The sequence below is a fragment of the Burkholderia sp. Nafp2/4-1b genome, assembly GCF_003635165.1.
Classification (GTDB): Bacteria; Pseudomonadota; Gammaproteobacteria; order Burkholderiales; family Burkholderiaceae; genus Burkholderia.
In genome coordinates this window covers 262,926-289,744 of record NZ_ML058605.1, presented here as the reverse complement: position 1 = coordinate 289,744, position 26,819 = coordinate 262,926, and the positions used below count along the sequence as shown (strand labels likewise).

Here is a 26,819-nt window from a genome sequence, read left to right as displayed (position 1 = left end):
TCACGGACTCGCGCGTAACCCACCTCCGCTTCACCGGTTACGCACAAGCTGTTCGATCCACCAGCCACGGCCTTCCGTGGCTTTTTTATTGCCCGTTTCCCTTACAACGCCCGCTGGAGTCTGCTGCCATGCCCCTGAACGATTACCCGATCGACTCGCTGATGTACATCACGAACCGCCCCGACATCGTGTTTACGCACGGCAAGGGTTCGTGGCTCTACGATCAAACGGGCAAGCGCTACCTGGACTTCATCCAGGGATGGGCGGTCAACAGCCTCGGCCACTGCAACGACGGCGTCGTCGAAGCGCTGAAGAGCCAGGCGGGAAAGCTGCTGAATCCGTCGCCGGCGTTCTACAACGAGCCGATGGCGAAGCTCGCGGGCCTGCTCACGCAGCACAGCGTGTTCGACAAGGTGTTCTTCACGAACAGCGGCGCGGAAGCGAACGAAGGCGCGATCAAGCTGGCGCGCAAGTGGGGCCGCAAGTTCAAGAACGGCGCATACGAGATCATCACGTTCGACCACAGCTTCCACGGCCGCACGCTCGCGACGATGTCGGCGAGCGGCAAGCCGGGCTGGGACACGATCTACGCGCCGCAGGTGCCGGGCTTCCCGAAAGCCGAGCTGAACGACATCAACTCGGTCGAGAAGCTGATCACCGACAAGACCGTCGCGGTGATGCTCGAGCCGATCCAGGGCGAAGGCGGCGTGATTCCGGCAACGCGTGAATTCATGCAGGCGCTGCGCGCGCTGACGAAGCAGCACAACCTGCTGCTGATCGTCGACGAGGTGCAGAGCGGCTGCGGTCGCGCGGGCACGCTGTTCGCGTACGAGCTGTCCGGCATCGCGCCGGACATCATGACGCTCGGCAAGGGCATCGGCAGCGGCGTGCCGCTCGCGGCGCTGCTGTCGACGGCCGACGTCGCGGTGTTCGAGGCCGGTGACCAGGGCGGCACGTACAACGGCAACCCGCTGATGACGGCGGCCGGCTATTCGGTGATCTCGCAGCTCGTCGCGCCCGGCTTCCTCGAAGGCGTGCGCGCTCGCGGCGAATACCTGAAGCGCAAGCTGCTCGAACTGTCGGAGGAGCGCGGCTTCGAGGGCGAACGCGGCGAAGGCCTGCTGCGCGCGCTGCTGCTCGGCAAGGACATCGGCCCGCAGATCGTCGAGAAGGCACGCGACATGCAGCCCGACGGCCTGCTGCTGAACGCGGCGCGCCCGAACCTGCTGCGCTTCATGCCGGCGCTGAACGTGACGACCGAAGAGATCGACCAGATGATGGCGATGCTGCGGTCGATCCTCGATACGCTGTAAGGAGCGCGCCGCGATGGATGCCGCCGCCGATGCTATCGCGATCCGCCCGTTCGATCGCGCCGACACCGAGGCCGTGCTGGCCGTCTGGCGCGACGCGTTCCCGCAGTACGACGAAGCCGGCGCGCCGCCGCACCGCGATCCGCTGCGCTCGATCGAGCTGAAGCTCGCGACGCAGCCGGAGCTGTTCTTCGTCGCGACCTGCGGCGCGCGGGTGGTCGGCACGCTGATGGCGGGTTTCGACGGCCATCGCGGCTGGCTGTACTCGTTCGGCGTGTCGAACGACGCGCGGCGGCTCGGCATCGGCCGCGCGCTGATCGCGCATGCGGAACGCGCGCTCGCCGCGCGCGGCTGCCTGAAGGTCAATCTGCAGGTGCTGCCCGGCAACGACGACGCATGCCGTTTCTATGCGGCGCTCGGCTATCGCGTCGAGGAACGCATCTCGTTCGGCAAGACGCTGCCAGCCGCCTGACGCCGCCGGCAGTGCCCCTTCTCAGCCGGTGATCGGCCCCGCACCCGGCAGCGGATTGCCGAGCGCGTCGGTCGGCACGGCCTGCTGCTCGAACGCCGCGAAATACGCGGCCCACTGCGTGTCGCTCACGCGCACGAGCAGCGCTCCGTCCTGCCACACGTCGTTGTGATCGTTGTGGTCGTCGCCCGCGCGGTGCAGGTAGTTCGAGCCCGTCGAGCCCTGGTTCATGTGCGTGTCGTGAATGCCGTTGCCTTCCGAATAGGTGCGGCCGAACACGACGACGTCGAGCCCCTGCGACTGCGCCGCATTGACGAGCCGCAGCAGCGACGGGATCGGCTCCGCGTTCTCGGTGCCGTCCATCACGGCACTCGCACGCCATGCGCCCGTTTCGTTCAGGATGTCGCTGCGCAGATAGTCGAGCGCGGGGAGCGCGGTGTGCCCGGTCAGATCGGTATAGCCTTCGGCCGCGGCCGCGAGCGTCGCCGTGACCGGGTGATGGAAATCGTAGACGAGCTTGTAGTTCAGCAGGTCGTCCGCGTCGTTGGTGCCGACGTTGATCGCGACGTCCCAGTTGCCGGTCGGCAACGCGAGCGTCAGGTGGATGTGATACTGGATTTCGCCGCCGTGCGGCGAGCCCTTCAACTGCGCGACCGACGTCACCTTCGCCTTCACAAAACCGTAGTCCAGGCTCATGCGTGCTCTCCGTGTCCCGATGGATCGACCCTGCTACGAGTCGCATCCGCTCGCACAGTTCGCAGCCGGACGCGCAAGACGAAAAAAAAGCTGCCACGGTCGCCCGTGACAGCCTTTCGACAACCGTTGCGCGGCACGCCGGCATCCGCCGTCGCGCCGCACCCGGCTTCGTTCATTCACCCAGATACGCGGCCCGCACCTTCGGATCGTCGAGCATCTGCTTCGCGTCGCCTTCCATCGTGACCATGCCCGAGTCCATCACGTAACCGCGGTCGGCCGCCTGCAGCGCGAGGCGTGCGTTCTGCTCGACCAGCAGCACCGTGATGCCCTCCTTCGAGATCTCGCGCACCACTTCGAAGATCTTCTCGACCATGATCGGCGAAAGGCCCATCGACGGCTCGTCGAGCAGCAGCAGCTTCGGCTTGGAGAGGATCGCGCGCGACATCGCCAGCATCTGCTGCTCGCCGCCCGACAGCGTGCCCGCGAGCTGCGTCGCCCGTTCCTTCAGGCGCGGGAAGAAGCCGAACATCCGGTCGACGTCCTTCTTGATCTGGTCGTTGTCGTTGCGCAGGTACGCGCCCATCTGCATGTTCTCGATGATCGACATGCGAGCGAAGATCCCGCGGCCTTCCGGCACCATCGCGAGGCCGCGCTTGAGCAGCTCGTGCGACGGCACGCCCTTGATCGACTTGCCGTCGTACTCGATGTCGCCCGCCGAGTACGGCTTCAGGCCCGTGATGGCCTTCATCGTCGTGGTCTTGCCGGCACCGTTCGCGCCGATCAGCGTCACGAGCTCGCCCTGGCGGACTTCCATGTCAACGCCCTTGACGGCCTGGATGCCGCCGTAGTTGACCTGCAAGCCCTTGATTTTCAACATTGCCGCTGCCATCAGTGCACCCCTGCGCCGAGATATGCCTCAATCACCTTCGGATTCTTCTGCACGTCCTGCGGCAGACCCTCGGCGATCACCTTGCCGTAATCGAGCACCGTCATCCGGTTGCACAGCCCCATCACGAGCTTCACGTCGTGCTCGATCAGCAGGATCGTGCGGCCGTCCGAGCGGATCTTGTCGAGCAGGCGCGTGAGTTCGACCTTCTCGGTCGCGTTCATCCCGGCTGCCGGCTCGTCGAGCGCGAGCAGCTTCGGGTCGGTCGCCAATGCACGGGCGATTTCCAGCCGACGCTGGTGACCGTACGACAGGTTGCGCGACGTGTAGTCGGCGTACTGCAGCACGCCGACGTAGTCGAGCAACTCGATCGCGCGCTCCTTGATCTCGCGCTCTTCCTGGCGTTCGGCCGGCGTCTGGAACACCGCGCCGAGCAGCCCGTGCTTGGTGCGCACGTGGCGGCCCACCATCACGTTCTCGAGCGCCGTCATCCCGCCGAACAGGCGGATGTTCTGGAAGGTACGCGCGATGCCTGCCTTGGCCACCTGGTGCACGGCCGTCGGCGTGTAGTTCGTGCCGTCCAGCTTGAAGTCGCCGGAGTCCGGCGTGTAGAGGCCCGTGATCACGTTGAAGAACGTGGTCTTGCCGGCGCCGTTCGGGCCGATCAGCCCGTAGATCTCGCCTTCCTTGATCTGCAGGCCGACATCGGACAGTGCCTGCAGCCCGCCGAAGCGCTTGTTCACGCCCGAGACGGACAGTCGGATTTGCTTGTCGCTCATGTGTTTATCCCCTTGTCCGTTGGTTAAGCGCGCACCGGCTTCTTGCTGTTGCGCTTCGCCAGTTTCGCGATCTTGTCCTCATGCTTCGGTGCCGGCCACAGGCCTTCCGAGCGGTACAGCATGATGATCACCATCGCGAGGCCGTACAGTGCCTGACGGATCACTTCGGTATCGACGATGTCATGCCCGAACAGCGCGTGCTGCAGCGGGCTCATCGTCGAGCGCAGGAATTCCGGGAAGATCGCGAGCAGCACCGCACCCAGGATCACGCCCGGGATGTGGCCCATGCCGCCGAGCACCACGCAGGCCAGCACGACGATCGATTCCCAGAACGTGAACGACTCGGGCGACACGAAGCCCTGGAACGCGCCGAACATCGAGCCCGACAGGCCGCCGAACGATGCGCCCATCGCGAACGCGAGCAGCTTCACGTTACGGGTGTTGATGCCCATCGCCTTCGCGGCGATTTCGTCTTCGCGAATCGCGGCCCATGCACGGCCGATACGCGAGTGCTGCAGACGCGTACACACCCAGATCACCAGCAGCGAGCAGAGCACGAACAGGTAGTAGTACATGTAGACCGACGGCAGCTGGAAGCCGAACAGCGTATGCGTCTGCGACAGGTTGAAGCCGCCCACGTGCACCGGATCGATGCCCGTGATCCCCTTCGGGCCGTTGGTGATGTTCACCGGACGGTCGAGGTTGTTCATGAAGATCCGGACGATTTCACCGAAGCCCAGCGTGACGATCGCCAGGTAGTCGCCGCGCAGGCGCAGCGTCGGCGCGCCGAGCAGGATCCCGAAGGTCGCCGCCAGCGCCATCGCGATCGGCACGATCAGCAGGAACGGGATGTGCAATCCGTTCGGCGCGAGCGCCGCGATCCACTCGAACTGCGAGGTCAGGTGCGGCGAGCTCAGCAGTGCCGCCGTGTATGCGCCCACCGCGTAGAACGCGATGTAGCCCAGGTCGAGCAGGCCGGCGAAGCCGACCACCACGTTAAGACCCAGCGCGAGCATCACGTACAGCATCGCGAAGTCGAGCACGCGGACCCAGTAGTTGCCGCCGGCCGAGCCGATGATGATCGGCGCCGCGATCACGAAGGCCGCGGTCAGGATGCCGATGATGACGGTCTTCGTCGTGTTGCGTTCTTCGACGAGCGACGCCGAGGATTCGATCGGTTGAATGGATGTCATGTTGTTTGCTCCCCTTCCGTTACGCGCGGTCCGCGACACGTTCGCCCAGCAGGCCCGACGGACGGAACACCAGCACGATGATCAGCACGATGAATGCGAACACGTCCTGGTAGTTACTGCCGAACACGCCACCCGTGAGGTTGCCGATGTAGCCTGCGCCGAGCTGCTCGATCAGGCCGAGCAGCACACCGCCGACCATCGCGCCGCCCAGGTTGCCGATCCCGCCGAGCACCGCCGCCGTGAACGCCTTCATGCCGGGGATGAAGCCCATGTAGAAGTGCACGTTGCCGTATTCGGACGCGATCATCACGCCGGCCAGCGCGGCGAGCGCGGAGCCGATCATGAACGTCGCGGAGATCACGAAGTTCGGGTTCACGCCCATCAGGCTTGCCGTATTCGGGCTTTCGGCGATCGCGCGCATCGCGCGGCCGAGCTTGGTCTTGTGCACGAGCAGCAGCAGGCCGCCCATCACGATGAACGCCACCGCGATGATCACGATTTCGGTCACCGAGATCACGGCGCCGGGCGTCGTGTCAGTGGCCTTGATCACGTTGATCGGATCGGTCGGCAGCAATTGCGGGAACGGCAGCGGGTTGCGCGACCAGATGATCATCGCGGCCGTCTGCAGCAGGATCGACACGCCGATCGCGGTGATCAGCGGCGCGAGGCGCGGTGCGCGGCGCAGCGGCCGGTATGCGACGCGTTCGATCGCGAAACCGACGAACGCGCAGACGACTGCAGCGATGCCAAGGCCGATCGTCAGCGTCGCGACGTTGCCCAATCCGGGGAAATGGTTCTGCAGCACGGTGATCGCCGACAGGGCGACCATCGCGCCGATCATCAGCACGTCGCCGTGCGCGAAGTTGATGATGCCGAGAATGCCGTACACCATCGTGTAGCCCAACGCGATGATGGCGTACACACTGCCGAGCACCAGCCCGTTGAGGATCTGCTGGACGAAAATATCCATTTAAAGCTCCTTGGCCCATGCTGCCGGAGGACGTTGCGCCCCGCGGGTAAGCGAGGAATCGCGCCTTCTCGGCGACACTGCGGGTACTAGTCGATACCGGTAAGGGTGGATCGTCCCGGCGCGCGCCGCCCGGCCTGTACGGCCGGACTTGCCGCCGGAGCGGATACAGAAACGGCACCGCACTGTTCCGGTGCCATCATGAGTCCCGTCGCTAAATCGTCACGACATCGAGGACGGTGGTCTTGGCCTCCTTGAAGTCGTAGGGCAGCGTGCCAAAACGGCCGATGTCCGGTTTCCCGAACGCCATGCCTTTTTCCGTCCGGGCTGGGGCGAACCCCGCATCCGGGCAGATCAGGTTCCGCACCGCGTCGCCCGCGGGCTCGACCACCTTGACGGCGCACATGCCGTTGTCGCCAAGGGTTTGCGCTCCGATGCCGGACGCCGGCGCCTGCATCGCAAGCGGGCCGTCCGCCGCCGCCCGCGCATTGCCCGAACCGGGCTCGCGAAGGTGGCCCCCGACTTTCGTCAGGACTGCGTCGGAATTCGTGACGGGAAGCAGACCGCCGGCCGCGGCACGACGGGCCACGGCGACACGCTGCTTCGTCGAATCGAAATGAAAGGGGATCAGTGACATCTGCACGTCGCTCGCATTGCCCCGAAACCCGGGCGTCCGTCGCTCGACGCGCCCTGCTGCTGCCGCATCACCGTCGGCGGCTCGTTGTCGGGCAACCTGCTTGCCCGTCGCCCGGTCGATCGTCACGCCGCCGGCAGGTGCTGCCCGCCGTGTCGAATGCATGCCGGTCTTCAGGCCCTGCGCGTTGAATTCCTCGATCGCCAAACGTGCCCCGTTGTCCTTGTCACTGTCCGATTGCGCAATGCGGCACGCCAACGGCGCCGCACGACCGGTTCCGGCAGCGCGCATGTCGCCGGCCGCCGGTACTGCGTGTGCCGCAGCCGCCCTGCCCGCCCTGCCGTCGCTCTTTTTGCTGCATCCGGCAAGCATTGCAACCGGTGCGGCGACAGACATGGCGTAAGCCAACTTCACATGCATCGAGTAGGTCTCCCGCGCCTTGCCAAAACCTGTTTCAAAGCCATTCCGCCTTGAAAACGGGCGCATTGTAACTCCATTTATAGGCCGCCAATAATCCTGATTCGATGGGGTTTTCCTGCATTGCAACCAATTTTGAGAGACGGTTAAGCGCAGGCATAGCAACCGGGTTGCACTATTGATGTGAATATTGGTTGCGATCGGATTTTCGCAACGCAAAAAAAAGCGCGCCGGGAGGCGCGCTTGTGGCTACCGCGGGTGCGATGCGGCGATCAGGCGGCGGGCGGCAGATTCAGCCCGCGCGGCAGCGGAAACGACACGTTTTCCTCGATGCCGTCGAGTGCGCGCACATTGCGCACGCCGAGTTCGCGCAGGCGCGCGATCACCGCCTGGGCGAGCACTTCCGGCGCCGATGCGCCGGCCGTCACGCCGATGCGGCGCTTGCCCGCGACCCATGCCGGATCGATCTGGTCCGGTGCGTCGACCATGTACGCGGCCACCCCGCGCTTCTCGGCCACTTCGCGCAGGCGGCTCGAATTCGAGCTGTTCGGGCTGCCGACCACGATCACGACGTCGCACTGCGGCGCCATGAACTTCACCGCATCCTGGCGGTTCTGGGTCGCGTAGCAGATGTCCTGCTTCTTCGGCTCACGGATCTTCGGATACTTCGACTTCAGCGCGCCGATGATCTCGGCTGCGTCGTCGACGGACAGCGTCGTCTGCGTGACGAGCGCGATGCGCTCCGGATCGGCGAGCTCGAGCTTCTGCACGTCTTCCACGCTTTCGACGAGGTGCATGCCGCGCTCGACCTGCCCCATCGTGCCTTCGACTTCCGGGTGGCCCTTGTGGCCGATCATCACGATGTCGACGCCGTCCTGGCGCATCTTCGCGACTTCGACGTGCACCTTCGTGACGAGCGGGCAGGTGGCGTCGTAAATGCGCAACCCGCGAACGTCCGCTTCGTCGCGCACGGCCTTCGATACGCCGTGGGCACTGAAGATCACGGTGTTGCCGGCCGGCACTTCCTCGAGTTCCTCGACGAAGATCGCGCCTTTCTTCTTCAGATCCTCGACCACGTACTTGTTGTGGACGATTTCGTGACGGACGTAGATCGGCGCCCCGTGCATCGCGATCGCACGCTCGACGATCTCGATCGCACGATCGACCCCCGCGCAGAAACCGCGCGGCTGGGCCAGCAGGATTTCGGCGTCGGCGGCGACGGTCTGCCCGGACAGCGTATCGGTGGTGCTCATGATTACAGGATTCCGATGATTTTCACTTCGAACGTGAGCGCTTGGCCCGCGAGCGGATGATTGAAGTCGAACAGCGCCGAGGTTTCGCTGACTTCCTTCAGCACCCCTGCGTAGCGGCCGCCGTCCGGCGCGTTGAACTCGATCAGCTCGCCCGGCGTGAAATCGTCGCCGACCATCCCGTTTTCACGCAGCGTCGACAGCGTCACGCGCTGGAGCATGTCGGGATTGCGGGGACCGAACGCCTGCTCCGGCGTTAGCTGAAAAGTCGAATGGTCGCCGACCCTGAGCCCGAGCAGAATCTGTTCCAGCGAGGGCGCCAGTTGCCCCGCGCCGAGCAGCAGCGTGGCGGGCTTGTCGGAAAAGGTGTTGACGATGTCGGCGCCGTCGGCCAGTGCCAGCCGGTAATGCAGCGTGACATGGGAACCGGGCTTCACTTCGGATAGATCGATGATGCTCATGATGACTCGTGTTCGTCGGCGCCCGAACTGGCCGAAAGGCCCGGCGCAAAACCAATATTGTAAGTCACCTGAGCGCGCAAGGCGGAAAGTGCGACGACGTCGCGCCCACGCCCGCCGCCAATGGAGTTTCGACCATGCTGTCATCCTGTCCCGCCGCCCCGGCGACCGAATGTCGCGATACCGCGGACACCGTGGACACCGCGGCCGCTCCGGCACGCGTCGTCGCCGCCGGCCGGCCGCACGCGCGACACCCGAAACACGCGCGGCGGCCGAAAAACTGGAAACCGCATCTGCCGCGCGAGCGGCTGCTGGAACGCGGGCCGGCCGCACTGACCGATGCGGAACTGATCGCGCTGCTGCTCGGCACCGGCGGCGGCGGCCGCGATGTATTCGACAGCGCCCGCGCGCTGCTCGCGCGGTTCGGCAACTCGCTGCGCGACATGCTCGACGCGGAGCCCGCCGTGTTTGCCACGCACCCCGGCATCGGCCATGCGCGCTCGGCGGTGCTGATCGCCGTGACCGAGATCGCGCGGCGCGCGCTGGTCGAGAAAGCGCGCGAACGGATGCAGATCGACTCGCCGGGCGCGGTGGAGGACTATCTGCGGCTCCGGATCGGCACGCGTCCGCACGAGGTGTTCGTCACGCTGTACCTGAACGCGCGCCACGGCCTCATCGACGTGGAGGAAAGCGCGCGCGGCTCGCTCACGCGGATGGCCGTCTATCCGCGCGAGATCGTGCGGCGTGCGCTCATGCTCAATGCCGCGTCGCTGATCATCGCGCATAACCATCCGTCGGGCGCCGTGCAGCCGAGCGCGGAAGACCATCGGCTCACACGGGTGCTGCGCGAAGCGCTCGCGCTCGTCGACACGAAGCTGCTCGATCACGTGGTCGTCGGCACCAGCGACACTTTTTCGTTCGCACGCGCCGGTTGTCTGTAGACTGTGGCCCGGCGACCCGCCCTGGGGCGCCGCAACGACGAAGCGAAATTAGGTTTGATTTTTCTGAACTTTTTCTGCTAGAATCGTCGTCTGTCTTTTTTCCAACCAGTTCTAGCCATCGAAGGGCCTTGTCTGTATTGGCTTTGGCGTTCTGAGTGCGGCCATGGATCACGTGGCGGTACGATGGAACCTTCATCGGCGATCGAACCCCGAATTTCGCGTATTAGGAGTGCTCTCATGGCACGCGTATGCCAAGTAACTGGGAAAGCGCCGATGAGCGGCAACAACGTTTCCCACGCCAACAACAAGACGAAGCGCCGCTTCCTCCCGAACCTGCAAAACCGCCGGTTCTGGGTAGAGAGCGAAAACCGCTGGGTGCGCCTGCGCGTTTCGAACGCCGGCCTGCGCCTGATCGACAAGAACGGCATCGATTCCGTGCTCGCTGACCTGCGCGCACGCGGCGAAGCCTAAGCCCAAGGAGCACAATCATGGCAAAAGGCGCACGCGACAAGATCAAGCTTGAGTCGACCGCTGGTACGGGTCATTTCTACACGACCACGAAGAACAAGCGCAACATGCCGGAAAAGATGGCGATCAAGAAGTTCGATCCCGTCGTCCGCAAGCATGTGGAATACAAAGAAACCAAGATCAAGTAATCTCCGGTTTCTGCCAGCCTGACGGCGACCGAAAAGCCCCGCACCTGCGGGGCTTTTTGTTTTGCGCGCACGCGCGAGCCCCCGACGCGGTATGCTCTCCCCTTTCCGCGGCAACGGCCGACGGAACGCAAAATCAAAAGCGTAACGATGGAGATGCAGCATGAAATTCGACGTGGCGATCGTCGGCAGCGGCCTCGCAGGGCTGTCGGTCGCACTCAACCTGGCCAGCACGCGACGTGTCGCGCTGATCGCGAAACGTTCGATGATGGAGGGGGCGAGCGATAACGCGCAAGGCGGCATCGCGGCCGTCCTCGACTCGGCGGACAGTATCGAGAACCACGTCGACGACACGCTGGTCGCCGGCGGCGGGTTGTGCGACGAAGGCGCGACGCGCTACATCGTCGAACACGGCCGCGAAGCGATCGAATGGCTGATCTCGCAGGGCGTGCCGTTCACGAAGGACGATGCGGCCGAGCTCGGCTTCCACCTGACGCGCGAAGGCGGCCACAGTCACCGCCGGATCATCCACGCGGCCGACGCGACCGGCCACGCGGTGCTCGCGACGCTGTCCGACCGCGCGCGCCAGCATCCGAACATCACGTTCTTCGAGAATCACCATGCGATCGACCTGATCACGTCGGACCGGCTCGGCCTGCCCGGCCGCCGCTGTCACGGGCTGTACGCGCTCGACGTCGACAACGATCGCACGATCACGATCGAGGCACCGCACACGGTGCTCGCGACCGGCGGCGCCGGCAAGGTCTACCTGTACACGACGAACCCCGACACCGCGACCGGCGACGGCATCGCGATGGCGTGGCGCGCGGGCTGCCGCGTGTCGAACATGGAATTCATCCAGTTCCATCCGACCTGCCTGTTCCATCCGTATGCGAAATCGTTCCTGATTTCGGAGGCCGTGCGCGGCGAAGGCGGCTTGCTGAAGCTGCCGGACGGCACGCGCTTCATGCCCGCGCACGATCCTCGCGCCGAACTGGCGCCGCGCGACATCGTCGCGCGTGCGATCGACTTCGAGATCAAGAAGCGCGGGATCGACTGCGTGTATCTCGACATCAGCCACCAGCCGGAAGCGTTCCTGCGCGAACACTTCCCGACCATCCATGCACGCTGCCTCGAATTCGGCATCGACATCGCGAAGCAGCCGATTCCGGTCGTGCCGGCCGCGCACTACACGTGCGGCGGCGTCGTGACCGATCTCGCGGGGCGCACCGATCTCGCGGGGCTGTATGCGGTCGGCGAAACGTCGTACACGGGGCTGCACGGCGCGAACCGCCTCGCGAGCAACTCGCTGCTCGAATGTCTCGTGATCGGCCGCGCGGCGGCCGAAGCGATCGAGGCGGCGGGCTTCGACGTCGAAACGCCGGCGACGCTGCCCGCCTGGGACGAAAGCCGTGTGTCGGATGCGGACGAGGAAGTCGTCGTCGCGCACAACTGGGACGAACTGCGCCGGCTGATGTGGAACTACGTCGGCATCGTGCGCACCGACAAGCGCCTCGAACGCGCGAAGCACCGCTTGTCGCTGCTGCGCGACGAGATCCACGAGTACTACGCGAACTTCCGCGTGACGCGCGACCTGCTCGAACTGCGCAATCTCGTCGACGTCGCGACGCTGATCGTGAAGAGCGCGTACTCGCGCCGCGAAAGCCGCGGGCTGCACTACAGCCGCGACTGGCCGCACACGCTGCCCAAGGCGCTGCCGAGCGTGCTCACACCGCGTTCGCGCCGCTGACGGGCCCGCCCCTGGTGGCGGCGTCTGCCGCCGTCGCATGAAAAAAAAGCCGCTGGCGTTTGCGCGCCAGCGGCTTTTTTCGTCAGACGGAACGATGGGCGGTCAGTCGATGATCCGCATCGAGTAATCGGTCGCGCGCACGTCCTTCGTCAGCGCGCCGATCGAGATGCGGTCGACGCCCGTCTCCGCGAACGTGCGCACCGTATCGAAATTGACGCCGCCCGACACTTCGAGCACGGCCTTGCCGGACGCGACCCGCACCGCTTCGCGCATCATGTCGAGCGTGAAGTTGTCGAGCAGCACCGACTGCGCGCCATGTGCGAGCGCGGTGTCGAGCTGCGCGAGCGTCTCGACTTCGACCTGCACCGGCACGCCCGACTCCAGCGCGAACGCCGCGTCGAGCGCTTCGCCGACGCCGCCGGCCGCCGCGATGTGGTTTTCCTTGATCAGGATCCCGTCGTACAGCGCGAGACGCTGGTTCTCGCCGCCGCCTACGCGCACCGCGTACTTCTGCGCGAGCCGCAGGCCCGGCAGCGTCTTGCGCGTATCGAGAATCTTCGCGCGCGTGCCTTCGACGCGATCGACATAGCGGCGCGTCGCGCTCGCGACGCCCGACAGCAGCTGCAGGAAGTTCAGCGCGTTGCGCTCGGCCGTCAGCAGCGCGCGCGCCGGGCCTTCGAGTTCGCAGACGATCGAATCCGGCGTCATCCGGTCGCCTTCGCGATAGCGCCACTGCACGACGATCGACGGATCGATCCGCGCGATCACGGCCTCGAACCACGGCACGCCGCACAGCACCGCTTCCTCGCGCACGATGATGCGCGCACGGCGCCGCTCGCCGGCCGGTACGAGGCGCCCGGTCTGGTCGCCGGTGCCGACGTCTTCGGCAATGGCGTCGGCGACGTTGCGCGCGATCGCTTCGTCGAATGCCGCGCCGTATTGGGCGCGGACGGCTTCGAACAGCGGAGAAACCGCATTGGTCATGCAGCCCCCACGTTCGCAAACAGTTGCTGGTCGCGCTGCAGGTCGCCGCTCGCCTGCACGCGCTTCTTGTGCGCCGCTGCGAAATCGAGCATCCGGTCGATCGGCAGACGCGCACGCACGCCGATCGCGGGGTCGACGAAGATCTCGTTGTGACCGCGCTCGAGCACGTCGGCGAGGTTCGCGAGGCCGTTCATCGCCATCCACGGGCAGTGCGCGCAGCTCTTGCAGGTCGCGCTGTTGCCGGCCGTCGGTGCGGCGATGAAGGTCTTGCCGGGCGCCGCGAGCTGCATCTTGTGCAGGATGCCGAGATCGGTCGCGACGATGAAGTGCGTCGCGTCGAGCTTCACGGCTGCGTCGATCAACTGCGTGGTCGAGCCGACGACATCCGCCTGCGCGACGACGTTTTCCGGCGACTCGGGGTGCACGAGCACCTTCGCGCCCGGATGTTCGGCGCGCAGCAGGTCGAGCTCGATGCCCTTGAATTCGTCGTGGACGAGACACGAACCCTGCCACAACAGCATGTCCGCGCCGGTTTTCTTCTGGATGTAGCTGCCGAGATGGCGATCGGGTGCCCAGATGATCTTTTCGCCGCGCGCGTGCAGATCGGCGACGATCTCGAGGCCGATCGACGACGTGACCATCCAGTCCGCGCGCGCCTTCACGGCGGCGCTGGTGTTGGCATAGACGACGACGGTGCGATCGGGATGCGCATCGCAGAACGCGGAGAATTCGTCGGCCGGGCAGCCGAGATCGAGCGAGCAGGTCGCATCGAGATCGGGCATCAGCACGCGTTTGCCGGGGCTCAGGATCTTCGCGGTTTCGCCCATGAAGCGCACGCCGGCGACGACGAGCGTCTGCGCGTCGTGGTCGCGGCCGAAGCGGGCCATCTCCAGCGAATCGGCGACGCAGCCGCCGGTTTCGTCGGCCAGTTCCTGCAGCTCCGCGTCCACGTAGTAGTGAGCGACGAGCACGGCCTTTTCACGTGCGAGCAGCGCCTTGATGCGCGCCTTCAGTGCGGCGCGTTCTTCGGCGGAAGGTGCATCGGGCACCTTGGCCCATGCTTGCCCGACGCCACAGACGGTCCCTGCCGAGACCGGCCGGTCGTACTCGACGGATTTGATCGTCGATTGCATCTCCATATCTCCTGTCGGCCCGAGTTAGCGCTTTAGCGCTTAGTCGGGCCCCATGCTTCGCGGTCGATCAGAGTGAGCGCTTTAGCGCTTACTCTGATCCCATCCCCTACGCTCGCCCCACGGCGCCGCATGAGCACGCCGCCCCAAGCCTCATACGAATTCCGGCGCTTCCGGTCGTCTTTCGAAAACAGGTCGCCCAAATGAAAAAACCCCGCCAACGCGGGGTTTGTGACGTCCTGAGATTCTAATCGATTTCGAATCAGGCGTAGCGACGCAGGCGTGTCGCGAATTCCTGCAGCGCCTTGATCCCGCTTTGTTCCGCGCGATGGCACCAATCCTGCAATTGCGCGAGCAGTTGTTCGCGCGACGCCGTCGAGCGATCCCAGATCGCAGCCAGATCCTGGCGCAGCTGGAAGTACGTTTGCAGCTTCTGGCTGTTCGCGAAAATTTCCGGCAGCAGCTTCTTCTGCGGCTCGTCGAGGACGTCGGCGTCCTTGTGGAACCACTTGCGCGCGCCGCGCATCAGCTGGTACTTCTCGCTCGAACCGAGCTCCTTCAGATGCGCGAGCTCCTGGCGGTACGCACGCTTCACGGCCTTGCCGTAGCGCGCCATCACTTCGTAGCGGTTCGACAGCACGGCCTGCAGCGTTTCCTGGTCGAGCACCGTCTTCGGCTTGTTCAGGCGCGGCGTCGGTGCGACCTTCTTCACCTTCGCGAGACCGAAGGCCGACATGATGCGGATGTACATCCAGCCGATGTCGAACTCGTACCACTTGTTCGACAGCTTCGCCGACGTCGCGAACGTGTGGTGGTTGTTGTGCAGCTCTTCGCCGCCGATCACGATGCCCCACGGGAACAGGTTCGTGCTCGCATCGGCCGAGTTGAAGTTGCGGTAGCCCCAGAAGTGGCCGAAGCCGTTCACGACACCGGCGGCCCAGAACGGAATCCAGACCATCTGCACGGCCCACACGGTCAGGCCGAGCACGCCGAACAGCGCGACGTCGATCACCATCATCATGCTGATGCCGAGGATCGGGTACTTCGAGTAGAGATTGCGCTCGAGCCAGTCGTTCGGCGTGCCGTGGCTGAACTTGCGCATCGTCTCTTCGTTCTTCGCTTCCGCGCGATACAGCTCCGCCCCCTCGAGGAACACCTTCCAGATGCCGCGCGTCTGCGGGCTGTGCGGATCTTCCTCGGTTTCGCACTTCGCGTGGTGCTTGCGATGGATCGCGGCCCACTGGCCGGTCAGCATGCCGGTGGTCATCCACAGCCAGAAACGGAAGAAGTGGCTCGCGATCGGATGCAGCTCCAGCGCGCGGTGCGCCTGGCAGCGATGCAGGTAGACCGTCACGCCGATGATCGTGACGTGCGTGACGGCGAGCGCGAACACCGCGACCTGCCACCACGAAAAACGCAGGAGCCCGTGGGAAAGAAAATCGAGCAGGGAATTCAACAAGGCAGTTACCTGTGGTGAGTGCGACGCCGGCCCGCGCCGACGTCATAAAAATGAAAGCATACCGCGTGTAGACCGGAATTTTACTTCAACCGTTCCAAGTCTTTGTAAAAAATGAATATTTTCTTGTCATGACGCAACTCTGATAGTCCATCGACGGACCCGGCGCGCCCCGCGATCCGGTTCTGGCCGGCCGCTGCGCCCAATATGCCCGAATCGCGCCGATTCACCCCGTTTCGTACCGTCTCGCACCGCTTCGTACCGTTTCGTACCCTTTCGCACCGGCGCGCCGGCCCTAAGCGGCCGATGCCTGCCCGTCCGCGGTGTCTCCGCTCGCCACGGGCACGCCCTCGGCCACCACCCCGGTCGCCGCGAAACCCTCCGGCAGGCCGACCACGCGCACCTCGCGCTGCGGGAACGGGATCGAGATCCCGTGCTCGCCAAAGAGCCGCCAGATGTTGCGATTCACCGCCGAACGCACGCCCGACGTGCCTGTCGCCGCATCCTCGATCCAGAAGCCGAGCTCCAGATCGATCCCGTCCGCGCCGAAGCCGACGAGATACGGGGTTGGCGCCGGCTCGGCGAGCACGCGCGGCACGCCCTTCGCGGCTTCCGCGAGCACCGACAGTGCGTGCTCGACGTCGCTCGTATAGGCGACCTGCACGGCGACCTTCGCATGGCCGCGCGTCAGGTACGACGACTGGTTCTGCACGACGTCCGTGATCAGTTTTTCGTTCGGAATCAGCGTCTCGTTGCCGTCGAGGCCGCGCACGACCGTGTAGCGCGTGCGGATCTGCGTGACGACGCCCTGCAGCCCGCCGACGCTGATCGCGTCGCCGAGCCGCAACGAACGATCGAGCAGGATGATGAAGCCCGACACGTAGTTGCTCGCGATCTTCTGCAGCCCGAAGCCGAGGCCGACACCGACCGCGCCGCCGAACACGCCGAGCACCGTCACGTCGATGCCCACGAGCGACAGCCCGATCAGGACCGCCGCGAACACCAGCAGCGCGCGGCCGACCCGCGACAGCACGACCTTCAGGTTCGCGTCGAGCGTCGTGGCACGGGTCAGGCGCTCCTCGAGCACCGAGCCGAGCCACATCGCGACCATCAACGTCACGCACACCCACAGCGCGCCGGAAATCACCGACAGCAGCGTGAGATGCGCATTCGCGACACGGAACTGCACGCTGTCGAGCCAGCCGAGCACGTCACGCTGGATGCCGAGCACGGTCAGCACCATCGCGGCCCACACGATGGTCGATACGATCTTCTCGACGATCGACAGCCACGCGTGCGTGTGCCCGTCGCGCGCGAATACGCGCCGCGCAAAGAAGAACAGCACGTAGATCAGCCCGATGCCGAACAGCGGCACGAGCGCGAGCGACAGCAGCGACGTCGACATGAACGGATCGAACGCGAGCTGCGCGATCCCCACGAACACGCCGCCGAACAGCGGAAACAGCGCGCGCTTCAGGCTCTGCGCACCCGCGCCGGGCGTGCGCCCGGCCGCGCGGCGGCGCGCATCGATGCGCCCGTGAACGAAGCGCGCGCTCACCCATGCGAAGCACAGTGCGCCGACGAGGATCGCCGCCTGCCAGATCATCACCGGCTGGTGGAAATCGCGGATCACCGATGCCAGCCGGTGCGACAGCAGGCGGCTCTGCAGACTCTCCATCGTCCGTCCGGGCTGCCGTTACTGCGCGCGCCGCTCGAGCACCGCGGCGAAGAAGCCGTCGGTCGCATGGCGGTGCGGCCACAGCGACAGGTAGTCGCCGGTCTCGAGTTCGATGCGCTGCTCGGCCAGCACCTTCTGCGCGGGCACCAGCACGAACTCGGGGTGATCGGCGAGGAACTGCTCGACGATCGCCTCGTTTTCCGCCTCCAGCACGCTGCAGGTCGCGTACACGAGCCGGCCGCCCTTCTTCACGAGCCGCGCGGCGCTCGCGAGGATCGACGCCTGCTTCGGCGTGAGCTCCTCGATCGACGTGCGCGTCTGGCGCCACTTCAGGTCGGGGTTGCGGCGCAGCGTGCCGAGGCCGCTGCACGGTGCGTCGACCAGCACGCGGTCGATCTTGCCGGCGAGCCGCTTGATCTTCGCATCGTGCTCGCTGTCGATCAGCACCGGGTTCACGTTGGACAGCCCGCTGCGCGCGAGGCGCGGCTTGAGCTTCGTCAGACGCTTTTCCGACACGTCGAACGCATAGAGGCGCCCGGTCGAGCGCATCATCGCGCCGAGCGCGAGCGTCTTGCCGCCGGCGCCCGCGCAGAAATCGACGACCATCTCGCCGCGACGCGGCGCGACCAGCGAGCACAGCAGCTGGCTGCCTTCGTCCTGCACCTCGATCTGGCCTTCCTCGAACAGCTTCAGGCGCGTGAGCGCCGGCTTGCCGTCGACGCGCACGCCGTTCGGCGCGAACGGCGTCGCGCCCGCGTCGATGCCGTTCGCGCGCAGCGCATCGATCACCTGGTCGCGGGTCGCCTTCTGCGCGTTCGCGCGCAGGTCGAGCGGCGCCGGGTAGTTCAGCGCGGCGGCGAGCTGCGCGAGTTCGTCGGCGTCGAAACGGGCCGACAGCGCCTGGTAGATCCAGTCCGGCAGGTTCGTGCGCACGCGCACCGGCAGGCTCGCCGGGTCGATCTTCGACACGTGCTCGAGCCACGCGGCCTCGGTGTCGGACACGAACGGCTTCAGCGCGTTGCGGCCGGCCGTCTGCATCAGGCCCAGCAGCGTCAGGCGCCGCGCGGGGCTGCCCGTGCCGCTCTCGGCCAGGTGCGAAAACTCCATCTTCCGGCGCAGCACCGCGAACACCGCCTCGGCGATCACGCCGCGCTCGGCGTGGCCGAGCTTCGGGTGCGCACGGAAGAACCGGCTCGTCGTCGCGTCGGCGGGGCCGGTGAACTTCAGCACCTCGGCCAGCAGGGTTTCGGTCTGGCCAATCAGGAATCCGTGCAGCTTCATACGCCCTCGCTCGTTTCGGTTTGCGGTTGATCCGCGAAAATCCAGCGCGCCTCTTCCGGCGCCACCACTGCCCGGCCGTTCTCGAGGCGCAGGCGCCCCTCGACGAACCAGCGCACCGCACGCGGATACAGCACGTGCTCGACCGTCAGCACGCGCTTCGCGAGCGCGGCCGCGTCGTCGCCCGCGCGCACGGGCACCGCGCCCTGCGCGACGATCGCGCCGCTGTCGAGTTCCGGAATCACGAAATGCACGCTCGCGCCATGCAGCGCGACGCCGGCATCCAGCGCCTGCTGGTGCGTGTGGATGCCCTTGAAGCTCGGCAGCAGCGACGGATGGATGTTCAGCAGCCGGCCCTCATATCGTCTGACGAAATCGGGCGTGAGGATGCGCATGAAGCCGGCGAGCACGACGAGATCGGGCGCGAAGCGGTCGATCTGGGCGGCGAGCGCCGCATCGAAGCTGTCGCGGCCGTCGAAAGAACGATGGTCGACCACCGCGGTCGCCACCCCGTGCGACGCGGCAAAAGCCAGGCCGGCCGCGTCGGGCCGGTTGGCGATCACGGCGGCGACCTCGGCCGGCCAGCGTTCCTGCGCGCACGCGCGGACGATGGCCTCCATGTTGCTGCCGCGACCGGAAATCAGGATCACGAGTTTTTTCATCCGCGAATTTTACCATTCGCCTCCGCGTTTCCCCCCTTCTCGGCCGCCGGGCCGCCCGAACGTTTATAATCTTCTGCTTTGCGGCATTCCACCGCTCATTCCCCCGACGCTGCATCCGCTATCGTGAAAGTCTTCCGCGGCCTGCCCAACGCCGAGAGCCGCGCGCCATGCGCGCTGACGATCGGCAACTTCGACGGTGTCCATCGCGGCCACCAGGCCCTGCTCGCGCGCGTGCGCGCGGCAGCGGATGCGCGCGGCCTGCCCGTGTGCGTGATGACCTTCGAGCCGCACCCGCGTGAATTCTTCAACCCGGCCGGCGCGCCGCCGCGCATCGCGATGCTGCGCGACAAGCTGGAAGCGCTGCGCGAGCACGGCGTCGATCGCGTCGTCGTCGAGCACTTCAACCACACGTTCGCGAGCCAGTCGCCGCAGGCGTTCGTCGAACGCACGCTGGTGAACGGGCTGCACACGCGCTGGATGATGGTCGGCGACGACTTCTGCTACGGCGCGAAGCGCGCGGGCACCTTCGACACGCTGAAGGCGGCCGGCGAGCAGTACGGTTTCGAGGTCGAGCAAATGGGCACGGTCGCCGGCAGCGACGGCACGCGCATCTCCAGCTCCGGCGTGCGCGCCTCGCTCGCCGCGGGCGATCTCGCCGCGGCCGCGCAGGCGCTCGGCCACGGCTACGCGATCAGCGGCCACGTCGCGCACGGGCTCAAGCTCGGCCGCGACCTCGGCTTCCCGACGCTGAACCTGCCGATCGCGCACAAGCGGCCGGCGCTCGCGGGCATCTTCGTCGTGCAGGTGCACGGCCTGGGCCCGGCCCCGCTGCCGGGCGTCGCGAGCCTCGGGCTGCGCCCGACCGTCGACGATTCCGGCCGCGTGCTGCTCGAAGTCCACCTGCTCGACTGGCACGGCGATGCGTACGGCAAGCTGATCCGCGTCGAATTCCTGAAGAAGCTTCGCGACGAGGCGAAGTTCGACGATCTCGAGGCGCTGTCGCGCGCGATCGCGCTCGACGTCGCGAATGCGCGCGCGTACTTCGACGAGCGCGAGCGCGCGCCGGGCAGCAGCGCGACCGGCTTCTCGACCTCCGCGACCGACCGAATTAGCTGATCCCGGCTGGCGGCGCCGCGCGCCGCACCCCCGTGCCGCCGCCCCGCGCGCATCCCCGATTCACGACGCACGAGCGTCCCCCGATTTAGATAGCGATCCCATCATGAGCAACAAGAAAGCCGATTCGAAACCGCAGGCCAAGTATCCGGTCAACCTGCTCGACACGCCGTTCCCGATGCGCGGCGACCTGCCCAAGCGCGAGCCGCAGTGGGTCAAGGAGTGGGAGGAGCGCGGCATCTACGAGAAGATCCGCGCGGCCAGCAAGGGCCGGCCGAAGTTCATCCTGCACGACGGCCCGCCGTATGCGAACGGCGACATCCACCTCGGTCACGCGGTCAACAAGATCCTGAAGGACATCGTCGTCAAGTCGCGCAACATGGCCGGCTTCGATGCGCCGTACGTGCCGGGCTGGGATTGCCACGGGATGCCGATCGAGATCCAGATCGAGAAGCAGTTCGGCAAGTCGCTGCCGGCGGCCGAAGTGATGAGCAAGGCGCGCGCATACGCGACCGAGCAGATCGAGAAGCAGAAAGTCGGCTTCAAGCGCCTCGGCGTGCTCGGCGACTGGGCGAATCCGTACAAGACGATGAACTTCGTCAACGAGGCGGAAGAAATCCGCGCGCTCGGCAAGATCATCGAGAAAGGCTACGTGTATCGCGGGCTGAAGCCGGTCAACTGGTGCTTCGACTGCGGCTCGGCGCTCGCTGAAGCCGAAGTCGAGTACAAGGACCGCACCGACCCGACGATCGACGTGATGTTCGCGTTCGCGGAACCGGAAAAGACCGCGCAGGCGTTCGGCCTGCCGGCGCTGCCGCGCGCCGACGGCGGCATCGTGATCTGGACCACCACGCCGTGGACGATCCCCGCCAACCAGGCGCTGAACCTCCATCCGGAAATCGTCTACGCGCTGGTCGACACCGAGCGCGGGCTGCTGATCATCGCGGAAGAGCGCGTCGAAGCCTGCATGGCCGAGTTCAAGCTGACCGGCCGCGTCGTCGCGACCGCGCCGGGCGTGAAGCTCGCGAACCTGCGCTTCCACCACCCGCTCGCGTCGGCTCACCCCGGCTACAAGCGCACCGCGCCCGTCTACCTCGGCGACTACGTGACGACCGACACCGGCACCGGCGTCGTGCACTCGTCGCCGGCCTACGGTATCGAAGACTTCATGTCGTGCAAGGCGCACGGGATGACCGATTCGGACTTCATCAACCCGGTGATGGGCGACGGCCGCTACATCGAATCGCTGCCGCTGTTCGGCGGCCTGTCGATCTGGGACGCGAACCCGAAGATCGTCGAGGCACTGAACGCGGCCGGCTCGCTGCTGCGCAGCGAGAAGTACACGCACAGCTACATGCACTGCTGGCGCCACAAGACGCCGATCATCTACCGCGCGACGTCGCAGTGGTTCGCCGGCATGGACGTGACGCCGCGCGACGGCGGCAAGACGCTGCGCGAAACGGCGCTCGAAGGCGTCGACGCGACCGCGTTCTACCCGTCGTGGGGCAAGCAGCGCCTGTTCAGCATGATCGCGAACCGTCCCGACTGGACGCTGTCGCGCCAGCGCCAGTGGGGCGTGCCGATGGCGTTCTTCGTGCACAAGGAAACCGGCGAGCTGCACCCGCGCACGCTCGAGCTGCTCGAGGAAGTCGCGAAGCGCGTCGAGCAGTCGGGCATCGAAGCATGGCAGTCGCTCGATCCGCGCGAACTGCTGGGCGACGACGCGAACATGTACGAGAAGAACCGCGACACGCTCGACGTGTGGTTCGACTCGGGCACGACGCACTGGCACGTGCTGCGCGGCTCGCACAAGGATCAGCTGCAGTTCCCGGCCGACCTGTACCTCGAAGGCTCGGACCAGCACCGCGGCTGGTTCCACTCGTCGCTGCTGACGGCATCGATGATCGACGGCCGCGCGCCGTACAAGGGCCTGCTCACGCACGGCTTCACGGTCGACGGCGAAGGCCGCAAGATGAGCAAGTCGCTCGGCAACGGCGTCGATCCGCATGAAGTCGCGAACCGTCTCGGCGCGGAAATCATCCGCCTGTGGATCGCGTCGACCGACTATTCGGGCGAACTCGCGATCTCCGAGGAAATCCTGAAGCGCGTGACGGAAGGCTATCGCCGCATCCGCAACACGCTGCGCTTCCTGCTCGCGAACCTGTCGGACTTCGACTTCGCGCAGCACGCGGTGCCCGTCGAAGAATGGCTCGAGATCGACCGTTACGCGGTCGCGTTCTCCGCGCAACTGCAGACCGAACTGCTCGGCTACTACGAGAAGTACGAATTCCACCCGGTCGTCGCGAAGCTGCAGACGTACTGCTCGGAAGACCTCGGCGGCTTCTACCTCGACGTGCTGAAGGACCGCCTGTACACGAGCGCGCCCGATTCGCGCGCGCGCCGCTCCGCACAAACCGCGCTGTACCACCTGACGCACGGGCTGCTGCGCGTGCTCGCGCCGTTCCTGTCGTTCACCGCGGAAGAAGCGTGGAAGGTGTTCCAGCCGGCCAGCGACACCGTGTTCACGGAAACGTACTACGCGTATCCCGATGTCTCCGGCGCGGCCGCGCTGATCGACAAGTGGGCGCTGCTGCGCGAAGTGCGCGGCAACGTGACGAAGGCGCTCGAGGAAGCGCGCACCGCGAACCGCATCGGTTCGTCGCTGCAGGCCGAAGTGGCCGTGCAGGCGAGCGGCGCGCGCTACGACGCGCTGACGAGTCTCGGCGACGATCTCAAGTTCGTGCTGATCACGTCGGCGGCGACGGTCGTGAAGGTCGACGACGAAGCGCAGGAAAGCGTCGACGTGGCCGCGTCGAAGTACCAGAAGTGCGAACGCTGCTGGCACTACCGCGAGGACGTCGGCGCGCACGCCGATCATCCGACGCTGTGCGGCCGCTGCTTCTCGAACCTGTTTGAAAACGGCGAAACCCGGAGCGCTGCCTGACCATGGCGAAAACCCTGTCGAAACCGGCCAGCGGCGCGCTCGCGCCCTGGCTCGGTATTTCGCTGATCGTGATCCTGTTCGACCAGCTGTCGAAGATCGCGATCCTCAAGACGTTCGCGTACGGCGCGCAGCATGCGCTGACGTCGTTCTTCAACCTCGTGCTGGTGTACAACCGCGGTGCCGCGTTCGGCTTCCTGTCGACCGCGAGCGGCTGGCAGCGCTGGGCGTTCACCGCGCTCGGCGTCGGCGCGACGCTCGTGATCTGCTTCCTGCTGCGCCGTCACGGCCAGCAGCGGCTGTTCAGCCTGTCGCTCGCGCTGATCCTCGGCGGCGCGCTCGGCAACGTGATCGACCGGCTCGTCTACGGCCACGTGATCGACTTCCTCGATTTCCACCTCGGCGGCTGGCACTTCCCGGCGTTCAACCTCGCCGATTCCGCGATCACGGTCGGTGCCGTGCTGCTGATCTACGACGAACTGCGTCGCGTGCGCGGCGCGCGCTGAGCGTGCATACTCGGCGTCGACGGCCGGCTTCGCGCCGGCCGTTCCGTTTGACCCTTGGAGGCCTGAGTTGGCACACGCAGAACTCGCTGGAAAACACCTCGTTCTCGGCCTGACGGGCGGCATCGCCTGCTACAAGATCGCCGAGCTCACGCGGCTGCTGACGAAGGCCGGCGCGACCGTGCAGGTCGCGATGACCGAAGCCGCCACGCAGTTCATCACGCCCGTCACGATGCAGGCGCTGTCCGGCCGGCCCGTCTACACGAGCCAGTGGGACGCGCGCATCGACAACAACATGGCGCACATCGACCTGTCGCGCGAAGCCGACGCGATCGTGATCGCGCCCGCGTCGACGGATTTCCTCGCGAAGCTCGCGCATGGGTTCGCCGACGACCTGCTGTCGACGCTCTGTGTCGCGCGCGACTGTCCGCTGCTCGTCGTGCCCGCGATGAACCGCCAGATGTGGCAGAACCCGGCCACGCAACGCAATGCCGCGCAACTGCGCGCCGACGGCGTGTCGGTGCTCGGCCCCGATTCGGGCGCGCAGGCCTGCGGCGAAGTCGGCGACGGCCGCATGCTCGAACCCGAGGCAATCTACGAGGCCATCGTCGCGCAGTTCGCGCCGAAGGTGCTCGCGCACCGCCGCGTGCTGATCACGGCCGGCCCGACGTTCGAGCCGCTCGATCCGGTGCGCGGCCTGACGAACCGCTCGAGCGGCAAGATGGGCTTCGCGCTCGCACGCGCCGCGCAGCAGGCCGGCGCCGACGTGCATCTGGTCGCCGGGCCGGTCGCGCTCGATACGCCGTGGGGCGTGTACCGTCAGGACGTGCAGACCGCGCAGCAGATGTACGACGCGGTGATGCAGGCGGTATCCGATGCTGACATCTTCATCGCGGTGGCCGCGGTCGCCGACTGGCGCGTCGAGCAGCCGGCCGAGCACAAGATGAAGAAGACGGCCGACCGCAAGATGCCGGCACTCGCATTCGTCGAGAACCCCGACATCCTCGCATCGGTCGCGGCGCTGCCCGATCCGCCGTTCTGCGTCGGCTTCGCGGCCGAGAGCGGCGACCTCGACGTGCACGGCGACGAGAAGCGCAAGCGCAAGAACGTGCCGCTGCTGGTCGGCAACCTCGGCCCGCTGACGTTCGGCCGCGACGACAACGAAGTCGTGCTGTTCGAGGCCGCCGGCCTCACACGCCTGCCGCGTGCGCCGAAGGACGAACTCGCGCACGCGCTCGTCGCCGAAATCGCGAAGCGCCTGCCCGACAACCGCCTGATCTGATCCGTTGCGCGGCGGCCCGCGCCGCCGCGCCCTTCCCGACCGAATCGACGACCGCATGAAACTCGACCTGAAGATTCTCGACGCGCGCATGCGCGACTACCTGCCCGCCTACGCAACCACCGGCAGCGCCGGCCTCGACCTGCGCGCGTGCCTCGACGCCCCCGTCACGCTGCAGCCGGGCGAAACCACGCTGGTGCCGACCGGCCTCGCGATCCACGTCGCCGATCCCGGCTATGCGGCGCTGATCCTGCCGCGCTCGGGCCTCGGCCACAAGCACGGCATCGTGCTCGGCAACCTGGTCGGCCTGATCGATTCCGACTACCAGGGCCAGTTGATGGTGTCGACGTGGAACCGCGGGCAGACCGAATTCGTGCTGAACCCGTTCGAGCGGCTCGCGCAGCTCGTGATCGTGCCGGTCGTGCAGGCGCAGTTCAACATCGTCGACGACTTCGCGCAAAGCGATCGCGGCGAAGGCGGCTTCGGCAGCACCGGCCGTCACTGAACGGCGCAATGAAGAAAGGGGCCTCGCGGCCCCTTTTTCGATTCCATCGGATGCGCCCCGCTTCCGCTCACCGATCGGCCGTCTGCACGATCCGCGCGGGCACGAGTTCGCGCCGCCGCCTTGCCTGCGCGATGCTTGCGTAGACCACCAGCGCGGCCAGCACGCCGAACAGCACCGCCGACGACCCGACCGTACCAAGCTCGAGTCCGCCCTTCGCGACCGGTTTCGTCAGCAAGTCGCCGACCGTCGCGCCGAACGGACGCGTGAGCACGAACGCGGCCCAGAACAGCAGCACGCCGGAAATGCGCGTGAAGTAGTGCGCGAGCACGATCGCCGCGAGCAGGCCGCCGATCAGCAGCGCACCGCCGCCGAAGCCGAGGCCGGAGCTGTCCGCGAGGAAATCGCCGAGCGCGGTGCCGAGCGTGTTCGAGAACAGGATCGCGACCCAGTACAGCAATTCGACCTTGCGCGTGCGGATCAGGTCGACCGACAGCGATTCGCCGCTCAGGCGCCACACCGCGAAGATCGCCAGCAGGATCGCGACGAGGATCGACGAGCCCGCCGCATAGCCGAGACCTAGCGTGCGATCCATGAAATCGGACATCGTGGTGCCCGCCGTGCTGGTCGCGACGATCACGGCCCAGTAGATCGCCGGGCGATAGCCGGTGGTCCGGAGCTGTGCGCCGAGCGTGACGAGAAAGAAACCGAACAGCAGGATCGAGCTGACCGCGTAGCCGACGTTCAGCGTCATCGACAGCAGGTCGCCGCCGGTTTCACCGAGCGTCGTCGCGCAGATCTTCATGATCCAGAACGCGAGCGTGATTTCGGGAAGTTTGTTCATTCGAACCCCTTTTGCAGATGGCGACCGGCCGGCAGTGTGCCGGCCC

At 66.3% G+C, this 26,819-nt stretch carries 26 protein-coding genes; 11 read left to right on the top strand and 15 right to left on the bottom strand.

Annotated elements, in window-relative coordinates; translation table 11 throughout:
- Positions 1–128 precede the first annotated feature (128 nt).
- Positions 129–1,313 (top strand): acetylornithine transaminase, encoded by a 1,185-nt coding sequence (locus C7H84_RS15370; RefSeq protein WP_121859571.1) that lies wholly within the window; start codon positions 129–131, stop codon positions 1,311–1,313.
- A 13-nt stretch (positions 1,314–1,326) separates the two neighbouring features.
- Positions 1,327–1,782, top strand: coding sequence for a GNAT family acetyltransferase (locus tag C7H84_RS15365; protein ID WP_121859570.1), 456 nt, complete (start codon positions 1,327–1,329; stop codon positions 1,780–1,782).
- Between the two features lie 21 nt (positions 1,783–1,803).
- Here C7H84_RS15365 and C7H84_RS15360 read toward each other — a convergent pair whose 3' ends face one another.
- From C7H84_RS15360 to C7H84_RS15325, 8 genes are all read right to left on the bottom strand, one after another.
- Positions 1,804–2,475: a DUF2278 family protein gene (locus tag C7H84_RS15360; protein WP_121859569.1), complete on the bottom strand. Its 672-nt coding sequence runs from the start codon at positions 2,473–2,475 to the stop codon at positions 1,804–1,806.
- A gap of 172 nt (positions 2,476–2,647) precedes the next feature.
- A complete protein-coding gene (locus C7H84_RS15355; RefSeq protein ID WP_048250310.1) occupies positions 2,648–3,364 on the bottom strand; it encodes an ABC transporter ATP-binding protein in 717 nt (238 codons plus the stop codon).
- A complete protein-coding gene (locus C7H84_RS15350) occupies positions 3,364–4,140 on the bottom strand; it encodes an ABC transporter ATP-binding protein (protein ID WP_050017531.1) in 777 nt (258 codons plus the stop codon). The genes C7H84_RS15355 and C7H84_RS15350 overlap by 1 nt, the downstream gene beginning before the upstream one ends.
- Positions 4,141–4,163: 23 nt before the next feature.
- Positions 4,164–5,333, bottom strand: a complete 1,170-nt coding sequence (locus C7H84_RS15345; RefSeq protein ID WP_121859568.1) for an ABC transporter ATP-binding protein — start codon at positions 5,331–5,333, stop codon at positions 4,164–4,166.
- 19 nt (positions 5,334–5,352) lie between these two features.
- Complete coding sequence (locus tag C7H84_RS15340) at positions 5,353–6,303, bottom strand: branched-chain amino acid ABC transporter permease (RefSeq protein WP_121859567.1); 951 nt, start codon at positions 6,301–6,303, stop codon at positions 5,353–5,355.
- A 211-nt stretch (positions 6,304–6,514) separates the two neighbouring features.
- Positions 6,515–7,354 (bottom strand): branched-chain amino acid ABC transporter, encoded by an 840-nt coding sequence (locus C7H84_RS15335; RefSeq protein ID WP_121859681.1) that lies wholly within the window; start codon positions 7,352–7,354, stop codon positions 6,515–6,517.
- 269 nt (positions 7,355–7,623) lie between these two features.
- On the bottom strand, positions 7,624–8,604 hold the full coding sequence (gene ispH, locus C7H84_RS15330) for a 4-hydroxy-3-methylbut-2-enyl diphosphate reductase (RefSeq protein WP_121859566.1): 981 nt from the start codon (positions 8,602–8,604) through the stop codon (positions 7,624–7,626).
- Positions 8,605–8,606: 2 nt separating this feature from the next.
- Positions 8,607–9,062 (bottom strand): peptidylprolyl isomerase, encoded by a 456-nt coding sequence (locus C7H84_RS15325; protein ID WP_121859565.1) that lies wholly within the window; start codon positions 9,060–9,062, stop codon positions 8,607–8,609.
- Between the two features lie 134 nt (positions 9,063–9,196).
- Here C7H84_RS15325 and radC point away from each other — a divergent pair, with 134 nt between their 5' ends.
- The 4 genes from radC to nadB all read left to right on the top strand — a co-directional run bounded on the left by radC (position 9,197) and on the right by nadB (position 12,403).
- The gene (gene radC, locus C7H84_RS15320; RefSeq protein ID WP_121859564.1) at positions 9,197–10,000 is read left to right on the top strand and encodes a DNA repair protein RadC; all 804 of its coding nucleotides are present in this window, start codon (positions 9,197–9,199) and stop codon (positions 9,998–10,000) included.
- Between the two features lie 237 nt (positions 10,001–10,237).
- Complete coding sequence (gene rpmB / locus C7H84_RS15315) at positions 10,238–10,471, top strand: 50S ribosomal protein L28 (RefSeq protein WP_004186391.1); 234 nt, start codon at positions 10,238–10,240, stop codon at positions 10,469–10,471.
- 17 nt (positions 10,472–10,488) lie between these two features.
- Positions 10,489–10,656 carry a 50S ribosomal protein L33 gene (gene rpmG, locus C7H84_RS15310; protein ID WP_006478046.1) on the top strand — a complete coding sequence of 56 codons (168 nt, stop codon included), beginning with the start codon at positions 10,489–10,491 and terminating at the stop codon, positions 10,654–10,656.
- Positions 10,657–10,816: 160 nt separating this feature from the next.
- Positions 10,817–12,403 carry an L-aspartate oxidase gene (gene nadB, locus C7H84_RS15305; protein ID WP_121859563.1) on the top strand — a complete coding sequence of 529 codons (1,587 nt, stop codon included), beginning with the start codon at positions 10,817–10,819 and terminating at the stop codon, positions 12,401–12,403.
- A gap of 102 nt (positions 12,404–12,505) precedes the next feature.
- Here the strand turns inward: nadB and nadC are convergent, their stop codons facing one another.
- From nadC to purN, 6 genes are all read right to left on the bottom strand, one after another.
- Positions 12,506–13,387, bottom strand: coding sequence for a carboxylating nicotinate-nucleotide diphosphorylase (nadC, locus tag C7H84_RS15300; RefSeq protein ID WP_121859562.1), 882 nt, complete (start codon positions 13,385–13,387; stop codon positions 12,506–12,508).
- Positions 13,384–14,520: a quinolinate synthase NadA gene (nadA, locus tag C7H84_RS15295; RefSeq protein ID WP_121859680.1), complete on the bottom strand. Its 1,137-nt coding sequence runs from the start codon at positions 14,518–14,520 to the stop codon at positions 13,384–13,386. The genes nadC and nadA overlap by 4 nt, the downstream gene beginning before the upstream one ends.
- 259 nt (positions 14,521–14,779) lie before the next feature.
- Positions 14,780–15,976, bottom strand: coding sequence for an acyl-CoA desaturase (locus tag C7H84_RS15290; protein WP_121859561.1), 1,197 nt, complete (start codon positions 15,974–15,976; stop codon positions 14,780–14,782).
- 292 nt (positions 15,977–16,268) lie between these two features.
- Positions 16,269–17,651 carry a mechanosensitive ion channel domain-containing protein gene (locus C7H84_RS15285; RefSeq protein ID WP_121859560.1) on the bottom strand — a complete coding sequence of 461 codons (1,383 nt, stop codon included), beginning with the start codon at positions 17,649–17,651 and terminating at the stop codon, positions 16,269–16,271.
- A gap of 18 nt (positions 17,652–17,669) precedes the next feature.
- A complete protein-coding gene (locus tag C7H84_RS15280) occupies positions 17,670–18,932 on the bottom strand; it encodes an RsmB/NOP family class I SAM-dependent RNA methyltransferase (RefSeq protein WP_121859559.1) in 1,263 nt (420 codons plus the stop codon).
- On the bottom strand, positions 18,929–19,591 hold the full coding sequence (purN, locus tag C7H84_RS15275) for a phosphoribosylglycinamide formyltransferase (protein WP_121859558.1): 663 nt from the start codon (positions 19,589–19,591) through the stop codon (positions 18,929–18,931). The genes C7H84_RS15280 and purN overlap by 4 nt, the downstream gene beginning before the upstream one ends.
- 123 nt (positions 19,592–19,714) lie before the next feature.
- Here purN and C7H84_RS15270 point away from each other — a divergent pair, with 123 nt between their 5' ends.
- From C7H84_RS15270 to dut, 5 genes are all read left to right on the top strand, one after another.
- Positions 19,715–20,707 carry a bifunctional riboflavin kinase/FAD synthetase gene (locus C7H84_RS15270; RefSeq protein ID WP_121859557.1) on the top strand — a complete coding sequence of 331 codons (993 nt, stop codon included), beginning with the start codon at positions 19,715–19,717 and terminating at the stop codon, positions 20,705–20,707.
- 103 nt (positions 20,708–20,810) lie between these two features.
- A complete protein-coding gene (ileS, locus tag C7H84_RS15265; RefSeq protein ID WP_121859556.1) occupies positions 20,811–23,648 on the top strand; it encodes an isoleucine--tRNA ligase in 2,838 nt (945 codons plus the stop codon).
- A gap of 2 nt (positions 23,649–23,650) precedes the next feature.
- Positions 23,651–24,151 carry a signal peptidase II gene (lspA, locus tag C7H84_RS15260; RefSeq protein ID WP_121859555.1) on the top strand — a complete coding sequence of 167 codons (501 nt, stop codon included), beginning with the start codon at positions 23,651–23,653 and terminating at the stop codon, positions 24,149–24,151.
- A 67-nt stretch (positions 24,152–24,218) separates the two neighbouring features.
- Positions 24,219–25,430 carry a bifunctional phosphopantothenoylcysteine decarboxylase/phosphopantothenate--cysteine ligase CoaBC gene (gene coaBC, locus C7H84_RS15255; protein WP_121859554.1) on the top strand — a complete coding sequence of 404 codons (1,212 nt, stop codon included), beginning with the start codon at positions 24,219–24,221 and terminating at the stop codon, positions 25,428–25,430.
- 55 nt (positions 25,431–25,485) lie between these two features.
- A complete protein-coding gene (gene dut, locus C7H84_RS15250) occupies positions 25,486–25,932 on the top strand; it encodes a dUTP diphosphatase (RefSeq protein WP_121859553.1) in 447 nt (148 codons plus the stop codon).
- A gap of 67 nt (positions 25,933–25,999) precedes the next feature.
- On the opposite strand, the gene C7H84_RS15245 is transcribed toward dut, so the two are convergent.
- Complete coding sequence (locus tag C7H84_RS15245; RefSeq protein ID WP_121859552.1) at positions 26,000–26,773, bottom strand: hypothetical protein; 774 nt, start codon at positions 26,771–26,773, stop codon at positions 26,000–26,002.
- Positions 26,774–26,819 lie beyond the last annotated feature (46 nt).